At 71.6% G+C, this 19864-nt stretch carries 15 protein-coding genes and 2 pseudogenes; 15 read left to right on the forward strand and 2 right to left on the reverse strand.

Annotated features, from left to right (window positions below; genetic code table 11):
* The first annotated feature begins 28 nt into the window (after positions 1-28).
* Genes ACQEXA_RS50855 through ACQEXA_RS50925 form a run of 15 tightly spaced genes read left to right on the forward strand, consistent with a single transcriptional unit; the run spans position 29 to position 18562 of the window.
* Positions 29-2209, forward strand: coding sequence for a bi-domain-containing oxidoreductase (locus ACQEXA_RS50855; protein ID WP_433133381.1), 2181 nt, complete (start codon positions 29-31; stop codon positions 2207-2209).
* Entirely contained in the window at positions 2206-4149 is a 1944-nt protein-coding gene (locus ACQEXA_RS50860; protein WP_433133383.1) for an alginate lyase family protein, read from the forward strand. Before ACQEXA_RS50855 ends, ACQEXA_RS50860 begins: the two co-directional genes overlap by 4 nt.
* 17 nt (positions 4150-4166) lie before the next feature.
* Entirely contained in the window at positions 4167-5684 is a 1518-nt protein-coding gene (locus ACQEXA_RS50865; protein WP_433133385.1) for a right-handed parallel beta-helix repeat-containing protein, read from the forward strand.
* 1 nt (position 5685) lies between these two features.
* Positions 5686-6912 (forward strand): O-antigen ligase domain-containing protein, encoded by a 1227-nt coding sequence (locus ACQEXA_RS50870; RefSeq protein WP_433133387.1) that lies wholly within the window; start codon positions 5686-5688, stop codon positions 6910-6912.
* A gap of 2 nt (positions 6913-6914) precedes the next feature.
* Positions 6915-8192, forward strand: a complete 1278-nt coding sequence (locus ACQEXA_RS50875) for a glycosyltransferase (RefSeq protein WP_433133389.1) — start codon at positions 6915-6917, stop codon at positions 8190-8192.
* Positions 8189-9424 carry a class I SAM-dependent methyltransferase gene (locus ACQEXA_RS50880; protein ID WP_433133391.1) on the forward strand — a complete coding sequence of 412 codons (1236 nt, stop codon included), beginning with the start codon at positions 8189-8191 and terminating at the stop codon, positions 9422-9424. Before ACQEXA_RS50875 ends, ACQEXA_RS50880 begins: the two co-directional genes overlap by 4 nt.
* Positions 9421-10248 (forward strand): glucose-1-phosphate cytidylyltransferase, encoded by an 828-nt coding sequence (locus ACQEXA_RS50885; protein WP_433133393.1) that lies wholly within the window; start codon positions 9421-9423, stop codon positions 10246-10248. Before ACQEXA_RS50880 ends, ACQEXA_RS50885 begins: the two co-directional genes overlap by 4 nt.
* Positions 10245-10892, forward strand: a complete 648-nt coding sequence (locus ACQEXA_RS50890; protein ID WP_433133395.1) for a PIG-L deacetylase family protein — start codon at positions 10245-10247, stop codon at positions 10890-10892. The genes ACQEXA_RS50885 and ACQEXA_RS50890 overlap by 4 nt, the downstream gene beginning before the upstream one ends.
* A 3-nt stretch (positions 10893-10895) precedes the next feature.
* On the forward strand, positions 10896-11921 hold the full coding sequence (locus tag ACQEXA_RS50895) for an NAD-dependent epimerase/dehydratase family protein (protein WP_433130449.1): 1026 nt from the start codon (positions 10896-10898) through the stop codon (positions 11919-11921).
* A complete protein-coding gene (locus ACQEXA_RS50900; protein WP_433133397.1) occupies positions 11909-13192 on the forward strand; it encodes a DUF4910 domain-containing protein in 1284 nt (427 codons plus the stop codon). The genes ACQEXA_RS50895 and ACQEXA_RS50900 overlap by 13 nt, the downstream gene beginning before the upstream one ends.
* Positions 13193-13197: 5 nt before the next feature.
* A complete protein-coding gene (locus ACQEXA_RS50905; protein WP_433133399.1) occupies positions 13198-14508 on the forward strand; it encodes a hypothetical protein in 1311 nt (436 codons plus the stop codon).
* The gene (locus ACQEXA_RS50910; RefSeq protein ID WP_433133401.1) at positions 14505-15452 is read left to right on the forward strand and encodes a glycosyltransferase family 2 protein; all 948 of its coding nucleotides are present in this window, start codon (positions 14505-14507) and stop codon (positions 15450-15452) included. The genes ACQEXA_RS50905 and ACQEXA_RS50910 overlap by 4 nt, the downstream gene beginning before the upstream one ends.
* A complete protein-coding gene (locus ACQEXA_RS50915; RefSeq protein WP_433133403.1) occupies positions 15449-16681 on the forward strand; it encodes a polysaccharide pyruvyl transferase family protein in 1233 nt (410 codons plus the stop codon). Before ACQEXA_RS50910 ends, ACQEXA_RS50915 begins: the two co-directional genes overlap by 4 nt.
* Positions 16678-17229 (forward strand): dTDP-4-dehydrorhamnose 3,5-epimerase, encoded by a 552-nt coding sequence (rfbC, locus tag ACQEXA_RS50920; protein ID WP_433133405.1) that lies wholly within the window; start codon positions 16678-16680, stop codon positions 17227-17229. The genes ACQEXA_RS50915 and rfbC overlap by 4 nt, the downstream gene beginning before the upstream one ends.
* A 7-nt stretch (positions 17230-17236) precedes the next feature.
* Positions 17237-18562 carry a glutamate-1-semialdehyde 2,1-aminomutase gene (locus ACQEXA_RS50925; protein WP_433133408.1) on the forward strand — a complete coding sequence of 442 codons (1326 nt, stop codon included), beginning with the start codon at positions 17237-17239 and terminating at the stop codon, positions 18560-18562.
* Positions 18563-18579: 17 nt separating this feature from the next.
* Here ACQEXA_RS50925 and ACQEXA_RS50930 read toward each other — a convergent pair.
* Together ACQEXA_RS50930 and ACQEXA_RS50935 are read right to left on the reverse strand one after the other, a co-directional pair.
* Positions 18580-18870, reverse strand: a pseudogene (locus ACQEXA_RS50930) (phosphatase PAP2 family protein); the annotation flags it as partial.
* A pseudogene (locus ACQEXA_RS50935) lies at positions 18857-19675 on the reverse strand (RNA-guided endonuclease InsQ/TnpB family protein); the annotation flags it as partial. The pseudogenes ACQEXA_RS50935 and ACQEXA_RS50930, both read right to left, overlap by 14 nt.
* Positions 19676-19864: the final 189 nt, after the last annotated feature.

Genomic DNA, 19864 nt, shown 5'->3' on the forward strand with positions numbered 1-19864 from the left:
AGACGGCGTAGAAACAAGGGGACTTCGAGTGAAGCAGGTCGTACAGAACTACAAGAGCGGCGAGCTGGCGCTGCTCGACGTGCCGGTGCCAGGGTGCAAGCCGGGCGGTGTGCTGGTCCGCAGCGCCTACTCGCTGATTTCCACCGGGACCGAGCTCATGAAGGTGTCCGAGGCCGGCATGTCGATGCTGGGCAAGGCGCGCTCCCGGCCGGACCAGGTGGCGAAGGTCGTGCAGAGCGTGGCCGCCAACGGGGTGCCCGCCACCTACCGCAAGGTGATGGGCAAGCTGGACTCCTACACGCCGCTGGGCTACTCGCTGTGCGGGGTGGTCGAGCAGGTCGGCGCCGGGATCGACGATGTGAAGGTCGGCGACCTCGTGGCCTGCGCGGGCAATGAGCACGCGTTGCACGCCGAGCTGAACTGGGTGCCGAAGAACCTCTACGCCCGGGTGCCGGACGGCCTCGCGCCGCGGCACGCGGCCTTCGGCACCGTCGGGTCGATCGCGTTGCAGGGCGTCCGCCGCGGTGAGCCGCAACTCGGCGACGTGGCGCTGGTCATCGGCCTCGGACTGATCGGGCAGCTGGTGGTGCAGTTGCTGGCCGCCTCGGGAGTCCGCGTCGTCGGGGCCGACCCCGACCCGGCGCGCTGCGAGCTCGCCGAGCGCCTGGGCGCGGCGGCCTGCGGCGATCCCTCCTCCGCGGCCGTGGAAGCAGCCGTCGCCGAACTCACCGGCGGGCACGGCGTGGACCAGGTGTATCTGGCCGCCGGCGGCGGCAGCAACCAGCCCGTCGAGCTGGCCGCCCGGCTCTGCCGGGACCGCGGTCGGGTCGTCGACATCGGCAAGTGCCGCCTGGACCTGCCGTGGAACGCGTACTACGAGAAGGAGCTCGACGTCCGCTTCTCCCGCTCCTACGGCCCCGGGCGCTATGACCCGGAGTACGAGCTCCAGGGGCGTGACTACCCGATCGGCTACGTGCGCTGGACCGAGCGCCGCAACCTGGCGTGCTTCCTCGATCTCATCGCCCGTGGCAGCGTCGACGTGGAGCCCCTGGTCTCCCATATCGCCGACTTCGACGACGCCGTCGAGACGTACCAGCGCCTGAAGGACGGCGACCTGAAGGCCGTTGCCGTGCTGTTCCGTTACCCCGAACACGCGGGGGAAGCGGAGGCCCCGGCGGTGGCGGTGCCCGCGCCGCGACGCAGCGGCCAAGTGGCCACCCCGGCCCGCTCTGCCAAGGCGCCGGTGCGGCTGGCGTTCGTGGGCGCGGGGAACTACGCGACGTCGATGCTGCTGCCGCATCTGGCACGGCGCGAGGGCGTCGAGTTGTCGACCGTGGTCACCACGACGGCGCTGTCCGCGGCCAACGCGCAGCGGAAGTTCGGCTTCGCGGAGGCGACCACTGATCTCGACGCCGTGCTCGGCGACAAGTCCATCGACGCGGTGTTCGTGGTCACCCGGCACAGCTCGCACGCCGAACTGACCCGAAGGGCGCTGCTGGCCGGCAAGACGGTGTTCGTGGAGAAGCCGTTGGCGCTCACCGAGGACGAGCTGGCCGGCGTGCTCGCGGCGGTGGAGGAGTCCGGCAACGACCGGCTGCAGGTGGGCTTCAACCGCCGGTTCGCGCCGCTGCTGCAGGAGGCCAGGAAGCGGTTCGGCGTCCGGACCGGTCCGGCGAGCCTGCGCTACCTGGTCAATGCGGGCCGGCTGGACCACGGCAGCTGGTACCTCCGGCAGGGCTCCGAGGGCTCGCGGTTCGCCGGCGAGGGCGGGCACTTCATCGACACGGCGAGCTGGCTGCTGGAGGCCGACCCGGTCTCGGTGTACGCGACCGCCACGTCCGGCAACGAGGATCTGCAGATCGTGCTGCGCTACCCGGACGAGTCCACGGCCACCATCAGCTACGTCACCACCGGTGCGCCCGGCTTCCCCAAGGAGACGCTGGACCTGGTCGCGGACGGCAAGGTGCTGCGGCTCGACGACTTCGTCCGTGCCTCGGTCTACGGCCGCAAGAAGTGGGTCAGTTCGCGGCTGCCCAAGGCCCGGGACAAGGGCCAGAACGCCGAACTGGCCGCGTTCATCAAGGCCGTGCGGACCGGCGGTCCGATGCCGGTGCCGCTCCAGTCGCTGGTCGCCACCACGGCGGCCACCCTCGCCGTGCAGGCCGGCCTGGCCGGCGGCGTGCCGGTGACGTTGGCGAGGGCGCGATGACCATGAGCGCGGGCTGGTACCTGCGCCGGCTGTCCCGGATGGGACCGCAGGAGGTCGGCGGCCGGGCGGGCGACGCGGTGCGCAGGCGGCGGTGGCGGTCGGCGCGACCGGACTGCCCCAGCGTGACCGGCGCCCGGTTCACCGCGGTACTGCCCGCAGGGACGATCGACGCGGTGCCACCGGACGCCGCGAAACGCCTCATCGCCGAGGCGGACCGGCTGATGGCCGGGCACGCCGAGTACTTCGGGGTGGACCGCGACGACCTGACCGACCCGGACTGGTGGTACGACCCGAAGACCGGGCGCCGGGCTCCCTCGGGCTACGCCTTCGACGTGCCGTACCGCAACGAGGACGCGGTCGGGGACATCAAGCAGATCTGGGAGCTGTCCCGGCACCAGTACCTCACCCAGCTCGCCGCCGCCTACGCGATCACTGGCAAGGAGCGGTACGCCGAGCGGGTGGCCGAGCACCTGCGCTCGTGGTGGGCGGTCAACACGCCGCTGCGCGGCGTCCATTGGACCAGCGGCATCGAGCTGGGTATCCGGCTGCTGTCCTGGGTGTGGATCCGCCGGCTGCTCGAGGGCTGGCCGGGCGCGGCCGGGCTGTTCGAGGGCAACCCGGTGGCACTGAACCAGATCTGGCACCACCAGCGCTGGCTGGCCGCCTTCCCCAGCCGGGGGTCCTCGGCGAACAACCACGTCATCGCCGAGGCCGCCGGGCAGTTCGCCGCGGCCTGCGCGTTCGGGTGGTTCCCCTCCTCGGCGCGCTGGCGCGCCGACGCGCTGCGGTCGCTGGATCGGCACCTGCGCGCCAACACCTTCGCCTCCGGCCTCAACCGCGAGCTGGCCACCGAATATCACGGACTGGTGCTGGAGCTCGGCCTGGCCGCGGTCGCCGAGGCGGATGCCGCCGGCGTGCCGGTCCCCGCGTCGATCCGGCTGGTGCTGCTGCGGATGACCGACGCGCTCGCGGCCGTCGTGGACAGCCGGCTGCGGCCGCCGCGCCAGGGGGACGCGGACGACGGACACGGTCTGGTCGTGGACGGCGCGGGCACCGACCGCTGGGCCTCGCTGCTGGCCACCGGGGACGCCGTGTTCGGCCGGCTCGCCTGGTGGCCGGCGGTGACCGGCACCGATGTGCGCACCCCGCTGCTGGCCGCGCTCATCCGGCCCACTGCACCGGCCGTGTCCCGCCCGGCAGGCCGGCCGGCCCATTTCGCCGACGCGGGCATGACCATCCTGCGCGGTCCGGGAGAGATCTGGTGCCGCTGCGACGGCGGGCCGCACGGCTTCCTGTCCATCGCCGCGCATGCTCACGCGGACGCGCTGTCCGTGGAGGTCCGGCACGACGGGGTCGACGTCCTCGCCGACCCGGGGACGTTCTGCTACCACGGACAGCCCCAGTGGCGGCAGTACTTCCGGTCGACCCTCGGCCACAACACCCTGCAACTGGACGGCACCGACCAGTCCGTCTCCGGCGGCCCGTTCCTGTGGACCCGGCACGCCCGCAGCCGCGTCCTGGCCGCGGACGCGTCCGGCGACGGGGTGGCTCACTGGAGTGCCGAGCACGACGGGTACCAGGATTCCGTGCACCGCCGCCGGGTGGAGCTGACCGCCGAGAGCCAGGAGCTGCGGGTCGTGGACGAGGTGCGCGGCCCGCGCCGGGCCGTGCACTTGGCGTTCCACCTCGGCCCGGCGATCGCCGCGGACTTGGTGGGGAACCGGGCACAGCTCACCTGGACCCGGGACGGCGAGGACCGCTCCGCGGTGCTCGACCTGCCCGGGCAGCTGTCCTGGCGGGCGCACCGCGGCGAGACCGGCCCGCCGCTGGGCTGGTACTCCGCCGGCTTCGGGCGCAAGGAACCCACCACCACGCTGGTCGGCACGGGCTCCGCCGATGGCACGGAGGGGTTCACCACCGTACTCAGGTTCCGCGGCTAGAGAGAGGGGGAGGACGCGTGTGGATCAAGTGGCGGAACTGGGCGTTGCCGGCGGCGGCGCTGGCCTTGTTGGCGGCGACCGGCTGCACGAGCATGCCGGCAGCCCCGGCCGCGGGGCCGACCGAGGCGCCAACCACCTCCATGGCCCGGGTGTGCGCCAAGCCCGCGTCCGGGCCGGCGAAGGCGCCGGCGGACGCGGTGACGGTCGACCCCGCGGTGGTCGGTGACCTGGCTGCGAAGACCAAGAACAGTCCTCCGCACACCACGTTCTGGCTTCGACCGGGCACGCACAGGCTCGAGCCGGACCGCTACGCCCAGGTCATCCCCAAGGAGGGGGACGTCTACCTCGGCGCGCCAGGCGCGGTGTTCGACGGCCGGAAGACCAACCAGTACGCGTTCAGCGGCACCGCCCGCGACGTCACCATCCGCTACCTGACCGTGCAGGGTTTCGTCCCGCCGCGTGACGAGGGCGTGGTCAACCATGACTCCGCCGACGGATGGGTGATCGAGCACGCGACGATCCAGAACAACTCCGGCGCCGGGCTGATGGCCGGTGACCGCCAGCAGGTCCGCGCCAACTGCCTGCGCGACAACGGCCAATACGGCATGAACGCGTACAAGGCCACTGGCACCATCACCGGCCTGGTGGTCGAGGGCAACGAGATCACGGGCAACAACACCGGCGACTGGGAGCGGCGGCAGCCGGGCTGCGGCTGCACCGGAGGCGTCAAGTTCTGGGCAGTCAACGGCGCCGACATACGCGGCAACTGGGTGCACGACAACCGCGGAACCGGATTGTGGGCGGACACCAACAACAACGACTTCCTCATCGAGGACAACGTGCTCGAGGCCAACGACGGTGCCGCGCTGATCTACGAGACCAGCTACAACGCGGTCATCCGGAACAACACCATCCGGCGCAACAACTGGGTCGAGGGCCGCAAATACGCCGACCGCGGCGACAGCTTCCCGTTCGCGACCATCTACCTGTCCGAGTCCGGCGGCGAACCACGGATCAAGGCCCGCACTAACAAGATCGAGATCTACCGGAACGTGCTGGAGGACAACTGGTCCGGGATCACCCTGTGGGAGAACGCCGACCGGTTCTGCAACAGCCCGGCCAACACCTCGTCCGGTGACTGCACGCTGCTGGTGAAGAAGACCGCCAGCTGCGCGAAGCCGGCGATTGCCACCGCACCGCTCTACGCCGACTGCCGGTGGAAGACCCAGCGGGTGGACATCCACGACAACCGCTTCGTGCTGGACAAGTCCGTCGTCAACTGCACGGCGAAGTGCGACCGCATGGCGGTGCTGTCCAACTACGGCACCTATCCGGACTGGTCGCCGTACAAGGGCGAGAAGGTCGCCGACGCGATCACCCAGAAGCAGGACAACCGCTGGCACGACAACGTCTACGTCGGACCGTGGAAGTTCGTCGCCCACGACCCGAGCCAGGTGCTCGACTTCGCGCAGTGGCAGGCCACGCCGTACCGCCAGGACGCGGGCAGCACCCTCCGCGCACGGGACGGTGGTTGAGATGGGCGCGGAGCGCACACCGAAGATCGTCGGCACTGTCTGGGGGCTGCTGGTCCTCAACACGCTGGGCTCCGCCGGGGCGAAGACCATCGTCCCGCTGCCCCGCTCCCTTATCCAGATGGTCACCATGGGCGCGCTGGTCGCCGCGTTCGCGCTGGCCCTCACGGTCAACCTCCGGCTGCGCATCCGGTCCAGCGCCTACCTGCTCCTGCTCACCCTGCTGCTGGTGTCGAGCGTGATCTCCAGCGTGCACCTGGGGTTCGGCGCACTGTTCCGCTGCTTCCGGCTGGCTCTCTTCGTCGGCACGCTGTGGCTGCTCAGCCGCTGGTGGGACGGCGGTCTGACGTTCGTCCGGCACCACATCCGGATGTACTTCGCGGTGCTCGGGACGGTGGCCGCCGGCCTGGTCGTCTCACCGGGCGCGGCCATGCCCGATCTCTACGGCGGGCGGCTGGTCGGCGCGTTGTGGCCGCTCACCCCGCCGCAGATCGGACAGTACGCCGCGGTGATCATCGGGCTCACCGTGCTGCTCCTGCTGGGCCGCCGGACCGACAAGGTCAGTGCGGCGGTGGTCATCGTGCCGTCACTCATCCTGCTCGCCCTGACCCATACCCGGACGGCCACGCTCGGCCTGCTGCTCGGGTTGCTGTTGGCGATCGGCTCGCTCCTGCTCACCAGCGCCGCGGCCCGTCGGTTCTTCACCTGGGCGGTGGCGTGCGCCACGGTGGCTGCCGTGGGGTTCGCCTCCGCCCTGCAGACGTGGTTCCTGCGCGGACAGAGCAAGGAGAACTTCTCCAGCCTCACCGGCCGGGCCAAGGTCTGGGACGCCCTGCTGGCCGCCCCCCGGACGACTGGGGAGAAGTTCTTCGGAGTGGGCCTGGGCGACAAGTCGTTCGGCGGGCTGCCGATCGACAACAGCTGGCTGGCCGTCTACAACGAGCAGGGTCTGATCGGCGTCGCCCTGGTGGCGGCGATCATCATCGTGTTGGGCGGCGTCGCGCTGCTGCGGCCACCGTCGCTGTCGAGGGCCTGCGCGATCTTCCTGATCAGCTACTGCGCGATCGCGTCGTACACCGAGGCAGGGCTGGGCGACGCCTCGCCGTATCTGCTGCATCTGGCCGTGGCCGCCTCCCTGTTGACGGCGCCTGCCGCGGCCACTCCCCTCCCGACGCCCCAGGTCCCCCGGCCACGCGTCCCGCGATGGTCCCGGAAATCGGAGGTGGCCTGAGCATGCACGTCCTCGTGGTGCACAACCGCTACGCCTCGGCGCAGCCGAGCGGGGAGAACAGGGTCGTCGACCAGGAGGTGGCGCTGCTGCGCGGGGCCGGCCATCAGGTCGAGGTGTTCGAGCGGCGCAGCGACGACATCGCCGCCATGTCCCTCCTCGCCAAGGTCGCGGTGCCCCTGCGGGTGCCGTGGAACCCGGCGGTCCGCACGGAGCTCGCCGCCCGGCTGCGCGCCGAGCAGCCGGACGTGGTCCACGTCCACAACGTCTTCCCGCTGCTGTCGCCGGCGGTGCTGGCCGCGTGCGCCGACGCCGGTGTGCCCGCCGTGGCCACGCTGCACAACTACACCCAGGTCTGCCCGCCCGGCACGCTGCAGCGGGACGGCCGGCCGTGCACCGAGTGCGTCGGGTCGGCGGCGCCGCTGCCCGCCGTCCGGCACGGCTGCTACCGCAACTCCCGCCTCGCGACGGTGCCGCTCGCGGTCAGCCTGTCGGTCAACCGGCGGCGGTGGTGGTCCGGCGTGGAGCGGTTCTTCTGCATCTCCGCGGCGCAGCGCGACGTCCTGGTGCAGGCCGGCATGCCGGCCGAGCGGCTGGCGGTGAAGCACAACTTCGTGCCCGACCCGGGCACGTGCCGAGTAGGCGACGGCGAGCATCTGCTCTATCTCGGCCGGCTCGCGGAAGCCAAGGGCGTGCGGCTGCTCATGGCCGCGTGGGACGAGATCGCCGCCGACAGCGGAGTGGGCGTGCCGCTCGTGATCGCCGGCACGGGGCCGCTGGAGCGGGAGGTGACCGCCTGGGCGGCGGGCCGGGACGACGTGCGCTACGCCGGCCTGCTGGATACGGCGGAGTGCCGCAAGGTCATCGCGAGGTCGGTTGCCGTGGTGGCTCCCTCCACGTGGCTGGAGGCGTTCGGCCTGGTGGTCGTGGAGGCGATGGCGGCCGGGGTCCCGGCCGTCGCCGCCGGCCACGGCGCCTTCGTCGAACTCGTCGAGGACGGGGTGACCGGGCTGCTGCACCAGCCGGGAGAGCCCGCCTCGCTCGCGTCCTGCATACGCCGGATCACGGCCGACCCGGCACGCAACCAGGAGATGGGCCAGGCGGCCCGGCGCCGTTATGAGCAGGACTTCAGCCCGGCCGTCGGGCTGGAGCGCCTGGTGGAGGAGTACCGCACCGCGATCGCGGTGCGGTCCGGCAGCGGGGACAGCCCGCCGCCGATAGGGGACAAAAGCACTGGCTCGCGTCGGGGGCACCCGCGCGAGCGGGATGGAGGCAGTAGATGACACGATGCCGACTCTGCGGCTCGGCGGCGCTGGCGAGCGTCGTCGATCTGGGGGCGACCCCGCCGTGCGAAAGCTTTCTCGCCGCGGACCAACTGGACCTGCCGGAGCCGGCGTACCCGCTGCACCTGCGGGTGTGCACCGGCTGCTGGCTCGCACAGATCCCGCCGCTGATCACGCCGGAGGAGACGTTCACGCAGTACGCGTACTTCTCCTCCTACTCGACCTCCTGGGTGGAGCACGCGCGCACATTCGTCACCGACGCCGTGGAGCGGCTGGGTCTCGGCACCGACGCCTTCGTGGTCGAGGTCGCGAGCAACGACGGGTACCTGCTGCGGCACGTGGTGGACCGCGGGATCCGCTGCCTTGGCATCGAGCCCTCGGTGAACGTCGGCGCCGCGGCACGCGAGGCGGGTGTGCCCACGCTCACGGAGTTCCTGGACCCGGCCACCGGCGCCGGCGTCCGCGCCGAGCACGGCCCGGCCGACCTGGTCGTGGCCAACAACGTGTACGCGCACATCCCCGACGTGGTCGGGTTCACCCAGGGGCTGCGCGCCCTGGTCGCCGACGACGGCTGGGTCTCCATCGAGGTGCAGCACCTGCTGACCCTGATCGAGGAGAACCAGTACGACACGATCTACCACGAGCATTTCCAGTACTACACGGTCGCGTCCGCGATCCGGGCGCTGGCGAGCGGCGGGCTCGCGCTGGTGGACGTCGAGCTGCTGCCCACGCACGGCGGCTCCATCCGGCTGTGGGCCCGGCCGGCCGAGGTGGCCGGCGAGCCGACCCGGCGGGTGGCCGACGTGCTGGACCGGGAGAAGGCCGCCGGGCTGCAGGAGCTGTCCGGGTACACCGAGTTCTCCGAGCGGGTGGCCAAGGTACGCCGGGACCTCCTCAAGTTCCTCATCGAGGCGGCCGAGCGCGGCGAGACGGTCGTCGGCTACGGCGCCCCGGGCAAGGGCAACACCCTGCTCAACCACTGCGGCATCCGGCCCGACCTGCTCACGTACACGGTCGACCGCAACCCCTACAAGCACGGCAGGTTCACTCCGGGCACCCGCATCCCGATCCTGCCGCCCGAGCAGATCGCCGCCGACAGACCGGACTACGTCCTCGTCCTCCCGTGGAACCTGCGGGCCGAGCTGGTCGAGCAGCTGTCCTTCGTGCACGACTGGGGCGGCCGGCTGGTCTTTCCCATCCCGGAACTGAGCATTGTCGAGGTCAAGCGATGAAGGTCGTTCTGTTCTGCGGCGGTTACGGGATGCGGATGCGCAACGGAGCTTCCGACGACGTGCCCAAGCCGATGGCGATGGTCGGCCCCCGTCCGCTGATCTGGCATGTCATGCGCTACTACGCGCACTTCGGGCACACGGAGTTCATCCTGTGTCTGGGGTACGGGGCCCACCACATCAAGGACTTCTTCCTCAACTACGAGGAGACGACGTCCAACGACTTCGTGCTGCGCAGCGGGCGGACCGAGCTGCTGTCCACCGACATCTCGGACTGGACGATCACGTTTGTGCAGACCGGCATCGAGTCGCCGATCGGGGAGCGGCTGCGCCGGGTGCGCCGCCACCTGGACGGCGACGAGATGTTCCTTGCCAACTACGCCGACGTCCTCACCGATGCCCCGCTGCCGGAGATGATCGACCGGTTCGCCCGGCGCGACGCGGGTGCGTCGATGATGGTGGTGCCGCCGCAGTCCTCGTTCCACTGTGTGGAGTTGGGCGAGGACGGCCTGGTGGGGGGCATCACCGCGGTGAGTGAACTGCCGCTGTGGGAGAACGGCGGCTACTTCGTGCTCCGCCAGGAGGTCTTCGACCACATCCCGGAGAACGGGGACCTGGTCGCTGACGGCTGCGCCCAACTGGCCAAGCGCGGGCGGCTGATCGCGTACCAGCACCGCGGCTTCTGGAAGCCGACCGACACCGTGAAGGAGCGGGCCGCGCTCGACGCCGCCTACGCCAGGGGCGAGCGCCCGTGGGCCGTGTGGGAACACGACGGCGCGGTGGCGGGCGCGACCGGAAGCCGGGCCGGCTCCGGAGTTGGGGCGTGATCCGGCTCGGGGCCGGGCGCCTGGACCGGATCGTCGCGGTGGGTGCGCACTGCGACGACATCGCCATCGGCGCCGGCGGCACGCTGCTCACCCTGTGCCACGCGCGGCCGGGTGTCCGCGTCGACGTGCTGGTGCTCTCCGGCGGCGGCAGCGAACGGGAGCAGGAGGAGCAGGCCGCGCTCGCCGCCTTCTGCCCGGGCGCCGACCTGCGACTGACCGTGCACAAGCTGCCGGACGGCCGGCTGCCCGCGTACTGGGACGAGGCCAAGGCGGCGGTCGAGGAGCTGCGCGCGGGGACGGAGCCGGATCTCGTGCTGGCCCCGCGCACCGACGACGCGCACCAGGACCACCGCGGTCTGGCGAAGCTGATGACCACCGCGTTCCGCGACCACTTGGTGCTCGGCTACGAGATCGTCAAGTGGGACGGCGATCTCGGCCGTATGGCGGCGTACCAGCCGCTGTCGCCGGAGATCGCCGAGCGGAAGGTGCGGCTGCTGCAGGAGCACTACCCCTCGCAGCGGCGCCGGCCCTGGTACGACCGCGAGGCCTTCCTCGGGCTGGCGCGGATCCGCGGTATCGAATGCCACGCGCGCTACGCCGAGGCGTTCGCCGTCACCAAACTCACTCTCGACCTGGGGGAATGAACCTTGCGCGTACTGCTGACCGGGCACCAGGGCTATCTGGGCACCGTCATGGCCCCGGTCCTCGCGGCCGCCGGGCACGAGGTCGTCGGGCTGGACGCCGGCCTGTTCGCCGACTGCGTGCTGGGCCCGGCGCCCGCCGATCCGCCGGGGCGGCGGGTGGACCTGCGCGACGTCACGGCCGAACACGTGGCCGGGGTCGACGCCGTGATCCACCTGGCCGCCCTGTCCAACGACCCGCTGGGAGCACTGGCGCCGGACCTCACCTACGACATCAACCACCACGCGTCCGTGCGGCTGGCCCGGCTGGCCCGCGACGCCGGAGTACGGCGCTTCCTGTACGCGTCGACCTGCTCGGTCTACGGCGCCGCCGGCGGCGACGACCTGGTGGCCGAGGACGCCCCGCTGCGGCCGGTGACGCCGTACGCGGAGTCCAAGGTACGGGTGGAGGACGACCTGCACGCGCTGTCCGACGGCGACTTCAGCCCGGTGTACATGCGCAACGCCACCGCCTTCGGCTACTCACCCCGGCTGCGCGCCGACATCGTGCTGAACAACCTGGTGGGCCACGCGCTCCTGTCCGGCGAGGTGCTGGTGCTCTCCGACGGCACCCCCTGGCGCCCGCTGGTGCACGCCGCCGACATCGCACGGGCCTTCGCGGCCGCGCTGGTGGCGCCGCGGGAGGCGGTGCACGACCGGGCGTTCAACATCGGCAGCGAGATCAACAACGTCACGGTCGCCGAGATCGCCGAGCAGGTCGCCGAGGCGGTATCCGGCTCGCGGGTGGTGATCACCGGGGAGAACGGTGCCGATCCGCGGTCCTACCGGGTGGACTTCTCCCGGTTCCGGACCGCGGTGCCCGGCTTCGACTGCGAGTGGACGGTGAAGCAGGGCGCGCTCGAACTCGCCGACGCCTACCGTCAGCACGGGCTGACCCGGGAGGACTTCGAGCGACGCTTCACCCGGCTGGCCGTGCTGCGCGCGGCGTCCGACGCCGGCACGGTCGACGACACCCTGCGGTGGCGCCGATGACCACGGCCGGCGAAGAGATGTACGCGCTGGTGGAACGGTTGTACCCGCTGTGCCGGAGCATCACCGGCGACGGTGTGCGCGCCACCCTGGAGATCGTCGGCGAGTACGTTCCGCTCCAGGTGCACGAGGTGCCGACCGGGACTCAGGTGCTCGACTGGACGGTGCCCAAGGAGTGGAACATCCGGGACGCGTACATCGCCGACACCGCCGGCAAGCGGGTCGTCGACTTCGCCGCGTCCAGCCTGCACGTGCTCGGCTACAGCGTGCCGGTGTCGGCGACCATGCCGCTGGCCGAGCTTCGCGCGCACCTGCACACCCTGCCGGAGCACCCGGCCTGGGTGCCGTACCGCACCAGCTACTACAAGCCGGAATGGGGGTTCTGCCTGGCCCAGGAGACCTTGGACGCGCTGCCGGACGGCGAGTACGAGGTGTGCGTCGACTCCACACTCGCCGACGGGCACCTCACCTACGCCGAGTACGTGGTCCCCGGGCAGGTCGCCGACGAGGTGATCGTCTCCTGCCACGTCTGCCACCCGTCGCTGGCCAACGACAACCTGGCCGGCATCGCGGTGGCGACGTACCTGGCCCGGGCGCTGGCCGAGCAGCCGACGTACTACACCTACCGGTTCCTGTTCGCGCCCGGCACCATCGGAGCGATCACCTGGCTGGCCCGCAACGCGGAACGGGTGGAACGGGTCAAGCACGGCCTGGTGCTGGCCTGCGCCGGCGACCCGGGCCGGCTGACGTACAAGCAGAGCAGACGCGGCGACGCCGAGATCGACCGCGTCATGCGGCACGTGCTGACCGCTTCCGAACGCCCGCACCAGACAGTCGAGTTCACCCCGTACGGCTACGACGAGCGGCAGTTCTGCTCGCCCGGGTTCAATCTCGGCGTGGGCTCGCTCACCCGGACCCCGTACGCCGGCTACCCCGAGTACCACACCTCGGCGGACAACCTGGACTTCGTCTCCCCGGAGGCGATGGCGGACACCCTCGCCGTCTGCCGCGAGGCGTTCGCCGTCCTCGACCGCAACCGTCAGTACGTCAACCTCAGCCCGTACGGCGAACCACAGCTGGGCCGACGCGGGCTGTACGACGCGCTCGGCGGCCGCAGCGACGCGAAGCAGGCCCAGATGGCCATGCTCTGGGTACTCAACCTCTCCGACGGCGAGCACAGCCTGCTCGACGTCGCCGACCGGTCCGGGCTCCCGTTCGACACCGTCGCCGACGCGGCCGACGCCCTGCACGGCGCCGGGCTGATCAAGGCATAACGCCGATGACGACCGAGAGCGAGAAGACGACGACACCGGCGGCCCCGGCCGGACCCACCCGGCCGACCGCCCTGCGGGCCATAGCCGGCCGGCTGTCTTGGGGACTGGCCGACCAGGCGGCCTCCAGCATCAGCAACTTCGCGGTGGGCGCCTACGTGGCACGCTCGCTGGGGGTAACCGCGTTCGGCGTGTTCAGCCTGGCCTGGGTGACCTACGGCGTGGTGCTCAACGTCTCCCGCGGGCTAGCCACCGACCCGCTCATGGTGCGCTTCAGCGGAGCGCCGGACGCGTCCTGGCGCGCGGCGGTGGCCCGCTCGACGGGTACCGCACTCGGCGTGGGTACGGCCATCAGCGCGGCGTGTCTGGTGATCGGGCCGGCCCTCGGTGGCCGCGTGGGGCCCGCGTTCGTCTGCCTCGGCGTCATGCTGCCGGGGCTGCTGCTGCAGGACGCCTGGCGGTACTCGTTCTTCGCCGCCGGCACCGGGCGCAAGGCGTTCGTCAACGACGTCGTGTGGGGCATCGCGCTCATCCCGGCCCTGGTCGTGGCTGCCCACGTGGGCAGCGTGGCCGCCTTCGTGCTCGCCTGGGGCGCGTCCGCCACGGTGGCCGCGGGCTACGGCTGCCTCCAGTCCGGCATCCGGCCCCGGACGGCACAGGCACGCGGCTGGCTTCGCGAGCAGCGCGACCTCGGCTACCGGTACCTGGTCGAGAACACCTGCCTCAGCGGCGCCAGCCAGCTGCGGGCGTACGGGCTCGGCGCGATCGTCGGCCTCGGCGCGGTGGGCGCGGTCCGGGGCGCCGAGCTGCTGCTCGGCCCGTTCCTCGCCGTGCTGATGGGCCTGTCGCTGGTCACCGTCCCGGAGGCGGCACGGGTGCTGCGGCAGGCCCCGCAGCAACTGGGCAGATTCTGCCTCCTGCTGGGCGGCGGGCAGGCCGCCGGCGCGCTGCTCTGGGGCGGCGCGCTGCTGCTGATGCCGGACCGGCTCGGCGAACTCCTGCTCGGCGACGTCTGGCACTCCGCCGCGCAGCTCATCGTGATGGTCACCCTCGGCGTCGCGGGCGCCGGCCTAGGCACCGGCGCGGCGGCCGGGCTGCGCGCGCTCGGCGCGGCCCGGCGCAGCCTGCGCTCCCAACTGTTCGCCTCCGCCTGCTACGTCGGCGGCGGGCTCGGCGGGGCGGCCGTAGCTGGCACGGTCGGCTCAGCCTGGGGCGTCGCCGCCGCGACCGTCACCGGCTCAGCCGTGTGGTGGCTGCAACTGCGGTCCGCCCTGCGCGAGCACCAACACCACACCGTCCCCGAAGTGAGGACCTCATGACCGCCCATCCCCGGTTGAGCATCGGCCTGCCCGTGTACAACGGCGAGGAGTACCTGGCCGAGTCGCTCGACGCTCTGCTCGGCCAGACCTACGAGGACTTCGAACTGGTCATCTCCGACAACGCCTCGACCGACGGGACCCAGGACATCTGCCGCCGGTACGCCGCGCAGGACTCGCGCATCCGGTACCTCCGGCTGCCCCGGAACATCGGCGCCACGCCGAACCACAACCATGTGTTCGCCGAGTCCCGCGGCGAACTGTTCAAGTGGGCCTCGCACGACGACCTGTACGGCAGAGACCTGCTGCGGCGCTGCGTGGAGGCGCTGGACGAGCGGCCGGACATGATCCTCGCGCACACCGGCCAGGCGGTCATCGACGGCGACGGCCGGGTGAAGGTCCCCTACGAGTACCGGCTCGCCACCGACTCGCCGCACGCGCCGGAGCGCTTCCGCAGCATGCTGTTCGAGCCCGGCGGCGACGACTTCTACGGGGTGATCCGGGCCGACGTGCTGCGCCGGGTGAAGCCACTCGACAGCTACCACCACGCGGACCGCACGTTCGTCACCGACATCGCCCTGCAAGGGCCCTTTTACCAGGTGCCGGAGCTGCTGTACTTCCGCCGCGACCACCCCACCCGCGCCGAGCGGGCGAACCCCAGCAAGCGCTCCCGGTGCGTCAACCTGGACCCGCGCCGGGCAGGCCCGCTGCACCCGACGCCCCGGCTCCTCGCCGAGTACGTCTGGGGCTTCGCCGCGGCGATCCGGCGGGCGCCGCTGTCCCCGGCCGACCGGCGCGCGTGCTTCCGCCACCTGGCCGCGTGGATGACCAGCCGGGTCCGGCCGGGCGCCGGCGAGCGGGTCGAGGACCGCGCCCCGGTCGACCCGGGCCGGCTCACCGTCTCCGTCGACACCCTCGTCGCCGGCCGTGAGGGCAGGCGCGCATGACGTCGGCGAACGGAACTCCGGTGCGCGTCGGGGTGTTCGGCCTGCTCGGCTCCGGCAACCTCGGCAACGACGGATCGCTGGAAGCCGTGCTCGGGTACCTCCGGCTCAAGCACCCGGACGCGGTCGTGGACGCGCTGTGCGGCGGACCCGAGGCGGTGACGGCCAAGTTCGGGATCCCCGCGACGCGGCTGCACTGGAACCGCGCGGAGTACCGGACCGCGTCGCGTGCGGGCGCGATCGCGGCGAAGGGCCTGGGCAAACTCGTCGACGTCTTCCGCACCGCTGCCTGGGTGCGCCGGCACGACGTGGTGATCGTGCCCGGCATGGGCGTCCTGGAGGCCACCCTGCCGCTGCGGCCGTGGGGCTTCCCGTACTCGCTGTTCCTGCTCTGCGCGACCGGCCGGCTGCTGGGCACCCGGGTCGCGCTGGTCAGCGTCGGCGCCGCCGCGATCGGCAACCGCCCGACCCGGACCCTGGTGCGCTGGTCGGCACGGCTGGCCGCATACCGGTCGTACCGGGACGCCCAGTCCCGCGACGCGATGCGCGCGATGGGCGTGGACACCGCGCGCGACGAGGTCTACCCCGACCTCGCGTTCTCCCTGCCGACACCACAAGTGAGCGCGCCCACCGGGACGCCGGGTCCCGTCTGCCTCGGAGTCATGGACTTCCACGGCGGCAACGACGACCGCGCCCGGGCCGAGGAGATCCACCGGCGCTACCTCGACGGGACGATCAAGTTCGTCCGCACGCTGGTCGAGGACGGCAGGCCGGTCCGGCTGCTCACCGGCGACACATGCGACGAGTCGGTGGTCGCCGCGATCCTCGACGCGGTCGACTCACCGCTGGTCACCGCCGCCGAACCGGCCTCACTGGCCGACCTGATGAACGAGATGGCGGCCGCCGACACCGTGGTGGCCGTCCGCTACCACAACCTGATCTGCGCGCTGAAGACCGGAACGCCCGTGCTTGCCCTCTGCTACGCGGCGAAGAGCGACGCGCTCATGGACCGGATGGGCCTCGGCGCGTACTGCCACCCGGCCCGCGAGGTCGACGCCGACCGGCTCCTCGAACAGTTCCGGGCGCTGGAGAAGCACTCGGCGGAGCTGCGGCAGACCCTCACCGAGCAGAACCTGGCCGCCGCCCGGCAACTCGAGGACCAGTTCACCGCCTTGACCGCGGCCGTGTTCCCGGCGACCGACCACGCCCACGCCTTGCGGGAGTCTCCTTGAAAGCGACCGAAGTCCCGGAGATCGCCGGCGCGTACCTGTTCGAGCCGACGCCGCATGCCGACGAGCGCGGCTTCTTCTGCCGCACCTTCGACGCCGACGTGGTCCGCTCGGTGGGCCTCGACCCGGACGCCTTCGTTCAGGACAGCGTGTCCCGTTCGGTCCTGGGCGTGCTGCGCGGCCTGCACCTGCGCTCCGGCGCCGGCGAGGCCAAGCTGGTGCGGTGCTCGTACGGGAGGATCTACGACGTCGTCGTGGACCTGCGCCCGGAGTCGCCGACCTACCGGAACTGGGTCTTCTTCGAGCTGTCCGGCGAGGCGCAGGTGACCGTGTACATCCCGGCGGGGTGCGCGCACGGCTTCCAGGCTCTGACCGAGACCGCCGACGTCTCGTACCGGATCGACCGCCCGCACGACCCGGCCGAGGACGTGACGATCGCCTTCGACGACCCGGAGCTCGCCATTCCCTGGCCGCTGCCGGTCACATCGATGTCCCAACGGGACCGGGAGGCGCCGAGCCTCGCCGAGGTCCTGAAGCACAGAGAAGGATGAGGTACCCGTGGACACCCAAGAGCTTCACCTGCCCCGGTCGCGGAGGGCGAACGAACGGCTGCACGCCATGATCCCCGGGGGCGCGCACACCTACGCCAAGGGCGACGACCAGTACCCCGACAACCTGGCCCCGGTCATCAGCCACGGCCGCGGTGCCCACGTGTGGGACATCGACGGCAACCGCTACGTCGAGTACGGCTCCGGCCTGCGGTCGGTCAGCCTCGGCCACGCCCACCCACGCGTGATCGAGGCGGTGCGGCGGGAACTCGACCGCGGCAGCAACTTCGTGCGGCCGTCCATCGTGGAGGTCGAAGCCGCCGAACGCTTCCTGGCCACGGTGCCGACCGCCGAGATGGTGAAGTTCGCGAAGAACGGCTCCGACGCCACCACCGCCGCGGTCCGCCTCGCCCGCGCCGCCACCGGGCGCCCGCGGGTGGCCATCTGCGCCGACCATCCGTTCTTCTCCGTCGACGACTGGTTCATCGGCACCACGCCGATGTCCGCCGGCATTCCGGCGGCGACCAACGAGCTCACCGTGGCGTTCCCTTACGGGGACCTGGCCGCCACGGAGGAGCTGCTCACCCGGTACCAGGACGAGGTCGCCTGTCTGATCCTCGAACCCGCCACCCACACCGAGCCTCCGCCCGGGTACCTCGCCGGCCTGCGCGAGCTGGCCGACCGGCACGGCTGCGTACTGATCTTCGATGAGATGATCACCGGCTTCCGCTGGTCCGAGGCGGGCGCCCAGGGCCTGTACGGCGTCGTCCCCGACCTTTCCACGTTCGGCAAGGCGCTGGGCAACGGATTCGCCGTCTCCGCGCTGGCCGGACGCCGCGATCTGATGGAGCGGGGCGGGCTGCGACACTCCGGCGACCGGGTGTTCCTGCTGTCCACCACCCACGGTGCGGAAACGCACTCCCTGGCCGCCGCGATGGCCGTGCTCACCACCTACGTCGAAGAGGGCGTCACCGCACGGCTGCACGCCCTCGGCGAGCGGTTGGCCGCCGGTGTCCGCGACGCCGCGGCCAGCACGGGCGTCGGCGACCACCTCGTCGTCCGGGGCCGGGCCAGCAACCTGGTCTTCGCCACCCTCGACGAGAACGGGCAGCCGTCGCAGCAGTACCGCACCCTGTTCCTGCGCCGGCTCCTCGCGGGCGGGGTGCTGGCCCCGTCGTTCGTGGTGAGCAGCGCGCTCGACGACGCCGACATCGATCACACCGTCGAGGTGGTGGCCCAGGCGTGCGCGGTGTACCGGAAGGCACTGGACGCCGCCGACCCCACCCCCTGGCTGGCCGGACGACCGGTCAAGCCCGTATTCCGCCGCTTGGCGTGACATGACGTGACGTGACGTCAGCGACGCTCCGGCCGACCGGCCTCGGCCGTCCGGTCGACCAGCGAGTCAGCCGTGCGGTCGACCAGCCACGCGGTCGCCGGTATCACCGCCAGCGCGGTGCACCAGCCGCCGAGGGTGTCGGTCGGGTAGTGCGCGCCCAGGACGACCTCCGCCCAGCCCATGGCGGCACCGGCAACCAGCGCCGAGGCGAGCACGAATGACATGCCGGCCGTCCCGCCGAGGCCGAGCCGGCCGGTCACGAGCAGCGCCACCACGAGGGCGAACGCGGTGAGAGCGCACATCCCGCCCATGCTTGCGGCCCATGTCGATCAGGGCGCGCTTGGTTGCCGAGATAGCGGCGTCGGCCGCCTTCTTGGCCATGGTGGTCTTCGCGAGGAACTTCGGGCGGAACTCTTCCACCGCGATCCTGTCATGGCCGCAGACCACGGACTTGGCCCACTTGCGGCCGGTGTCCTGACGCTGCCCGGCGACCTTGGCGTACGCCTTCGCGCGCAGCTTCTTCGCCTCGCGGTAGCCCTTCGAGGCGGCCTGCCCCGTGGCCGGTCGGCGTCGGGCCATCATCCGGTCATAGCGCGAGAGCTTCGCCTGGGCCTTCTTCCCGTGCTGGGCGTGGGGAAGGTCGTAATCGTCGCTCGTGGTGGTCGCACTCTCCTTGACGCCCCAGTCGATCCCGATCATGCGACCGGTCTCCGGCAGCTGCTCAGTGGTGGTGGCGGTCACGAAGGACGCGTACCAATGGCCGATGCCGTCGCGGTACACGCGCACCGAGGACGGCGCCTTGGGCAGCCGGCGCGACCACACCACCGTCAGCACGATCCCGCCCGCCAGGTGCAGGCGCCCGTCCTTGAGACAAAACCCACGCCGGGTGTAGTTCAACGACGGATCGGCCTCCCGCTTCTTCTTCCAGCGGGGCATCCCCGCACGCTGCCGCATCGGCAGCCGGGCCTTGATGTCCCCCAGCCCTTTCGCCCGCGATGTCGCGAAGTCGCGTATGACCTGCTGCTGCGGCACGCTCGCGCCCTGCGCGAGCCACGGCGTCACCCGACGCGCCTCGGTCAGCATCTTGTCGAGCTGCGCTGGACCACACGTCAGCTTGTCCTTCGGAACGCACCTTGTTGTGCAGGTACACGGCCTTGTTGTGTCCTGAACGCGAAAGGAAGAAGCATGTAGGAACTCTTCTTGCAGCGATGCTGTACGGACACGGCAGCTGTAAGTCTTGATCGTTGAGCTGTTCATGCAGGTCAGCGGGGCGGGTGCGGGGATGGGAACGGCCACCTCGAT

This window comes from Streptomyces sp. CA-106110, from assembly GCF_050936285.1.
GTDB lineage: Bacteria > Actinomycetota > Actinomycetes > Streptomycetales > Streptomycetaceae > Streptomyces.

Coding starts and splice junctions, on each gene's coding strand:
- ACQEXA_RS50860 (WP_433133383.1), top strand. CDS start 2,206: ATGACCATGAGCGCGGGCTGGTACCTGCGCCGGCTGTCCCGGATGGGA.
- ACQEXA_RS50870 (WP_433133387.1), top strand. CDS start 5,686: ATGGGCGCGGAGCGCACACCGAAGATCGTCGGCACTGTCTGGGGGCTG.
- ACQEXA_RS50875 (WP_433133389.1), top strand. CDS start 6,915: ATGCACGTCCTCGTGGTGCACAACCGCTACGCCTCGGCGCAGCCGAGC.
- ACQEXA_RS50880 (WP_433133391.1), top strand. CDS start 8,189: ATGACACGATGCCGACTCTGCGGCTCGGCGGCGCTGGCGAGCGTCGTC.
- ACQEXA_RS50885 (WP_433133393.1), top strand. CDS start 9,421: ATGAAGGTCGTTCTGTTCTGCGGCGGTTACGGGATGCGGATGCGCAAC.
- ACQEXA_RS50905 (WP_433133399.1), top strand. CDS start 13,198: ATGACGACCGAGAGCGAGAAGACGACGACACCGGCGGCCCCGGCCGGA.
- ACQEXA_RS50910 (WP_433133401.1), top strand. CDS start 14,505: ATGACCGCCCATCCCCGGTTGAGCATCGGCCTGCCCGTGTACAACGGC.
- ACQEXA_RS50915 (WP_433133403.1), top strand. CDS start 15,449: ATGACGTCGGCGAACGGAACTCCGGTGCGCGTCGGGGTGTTCGGCCTG.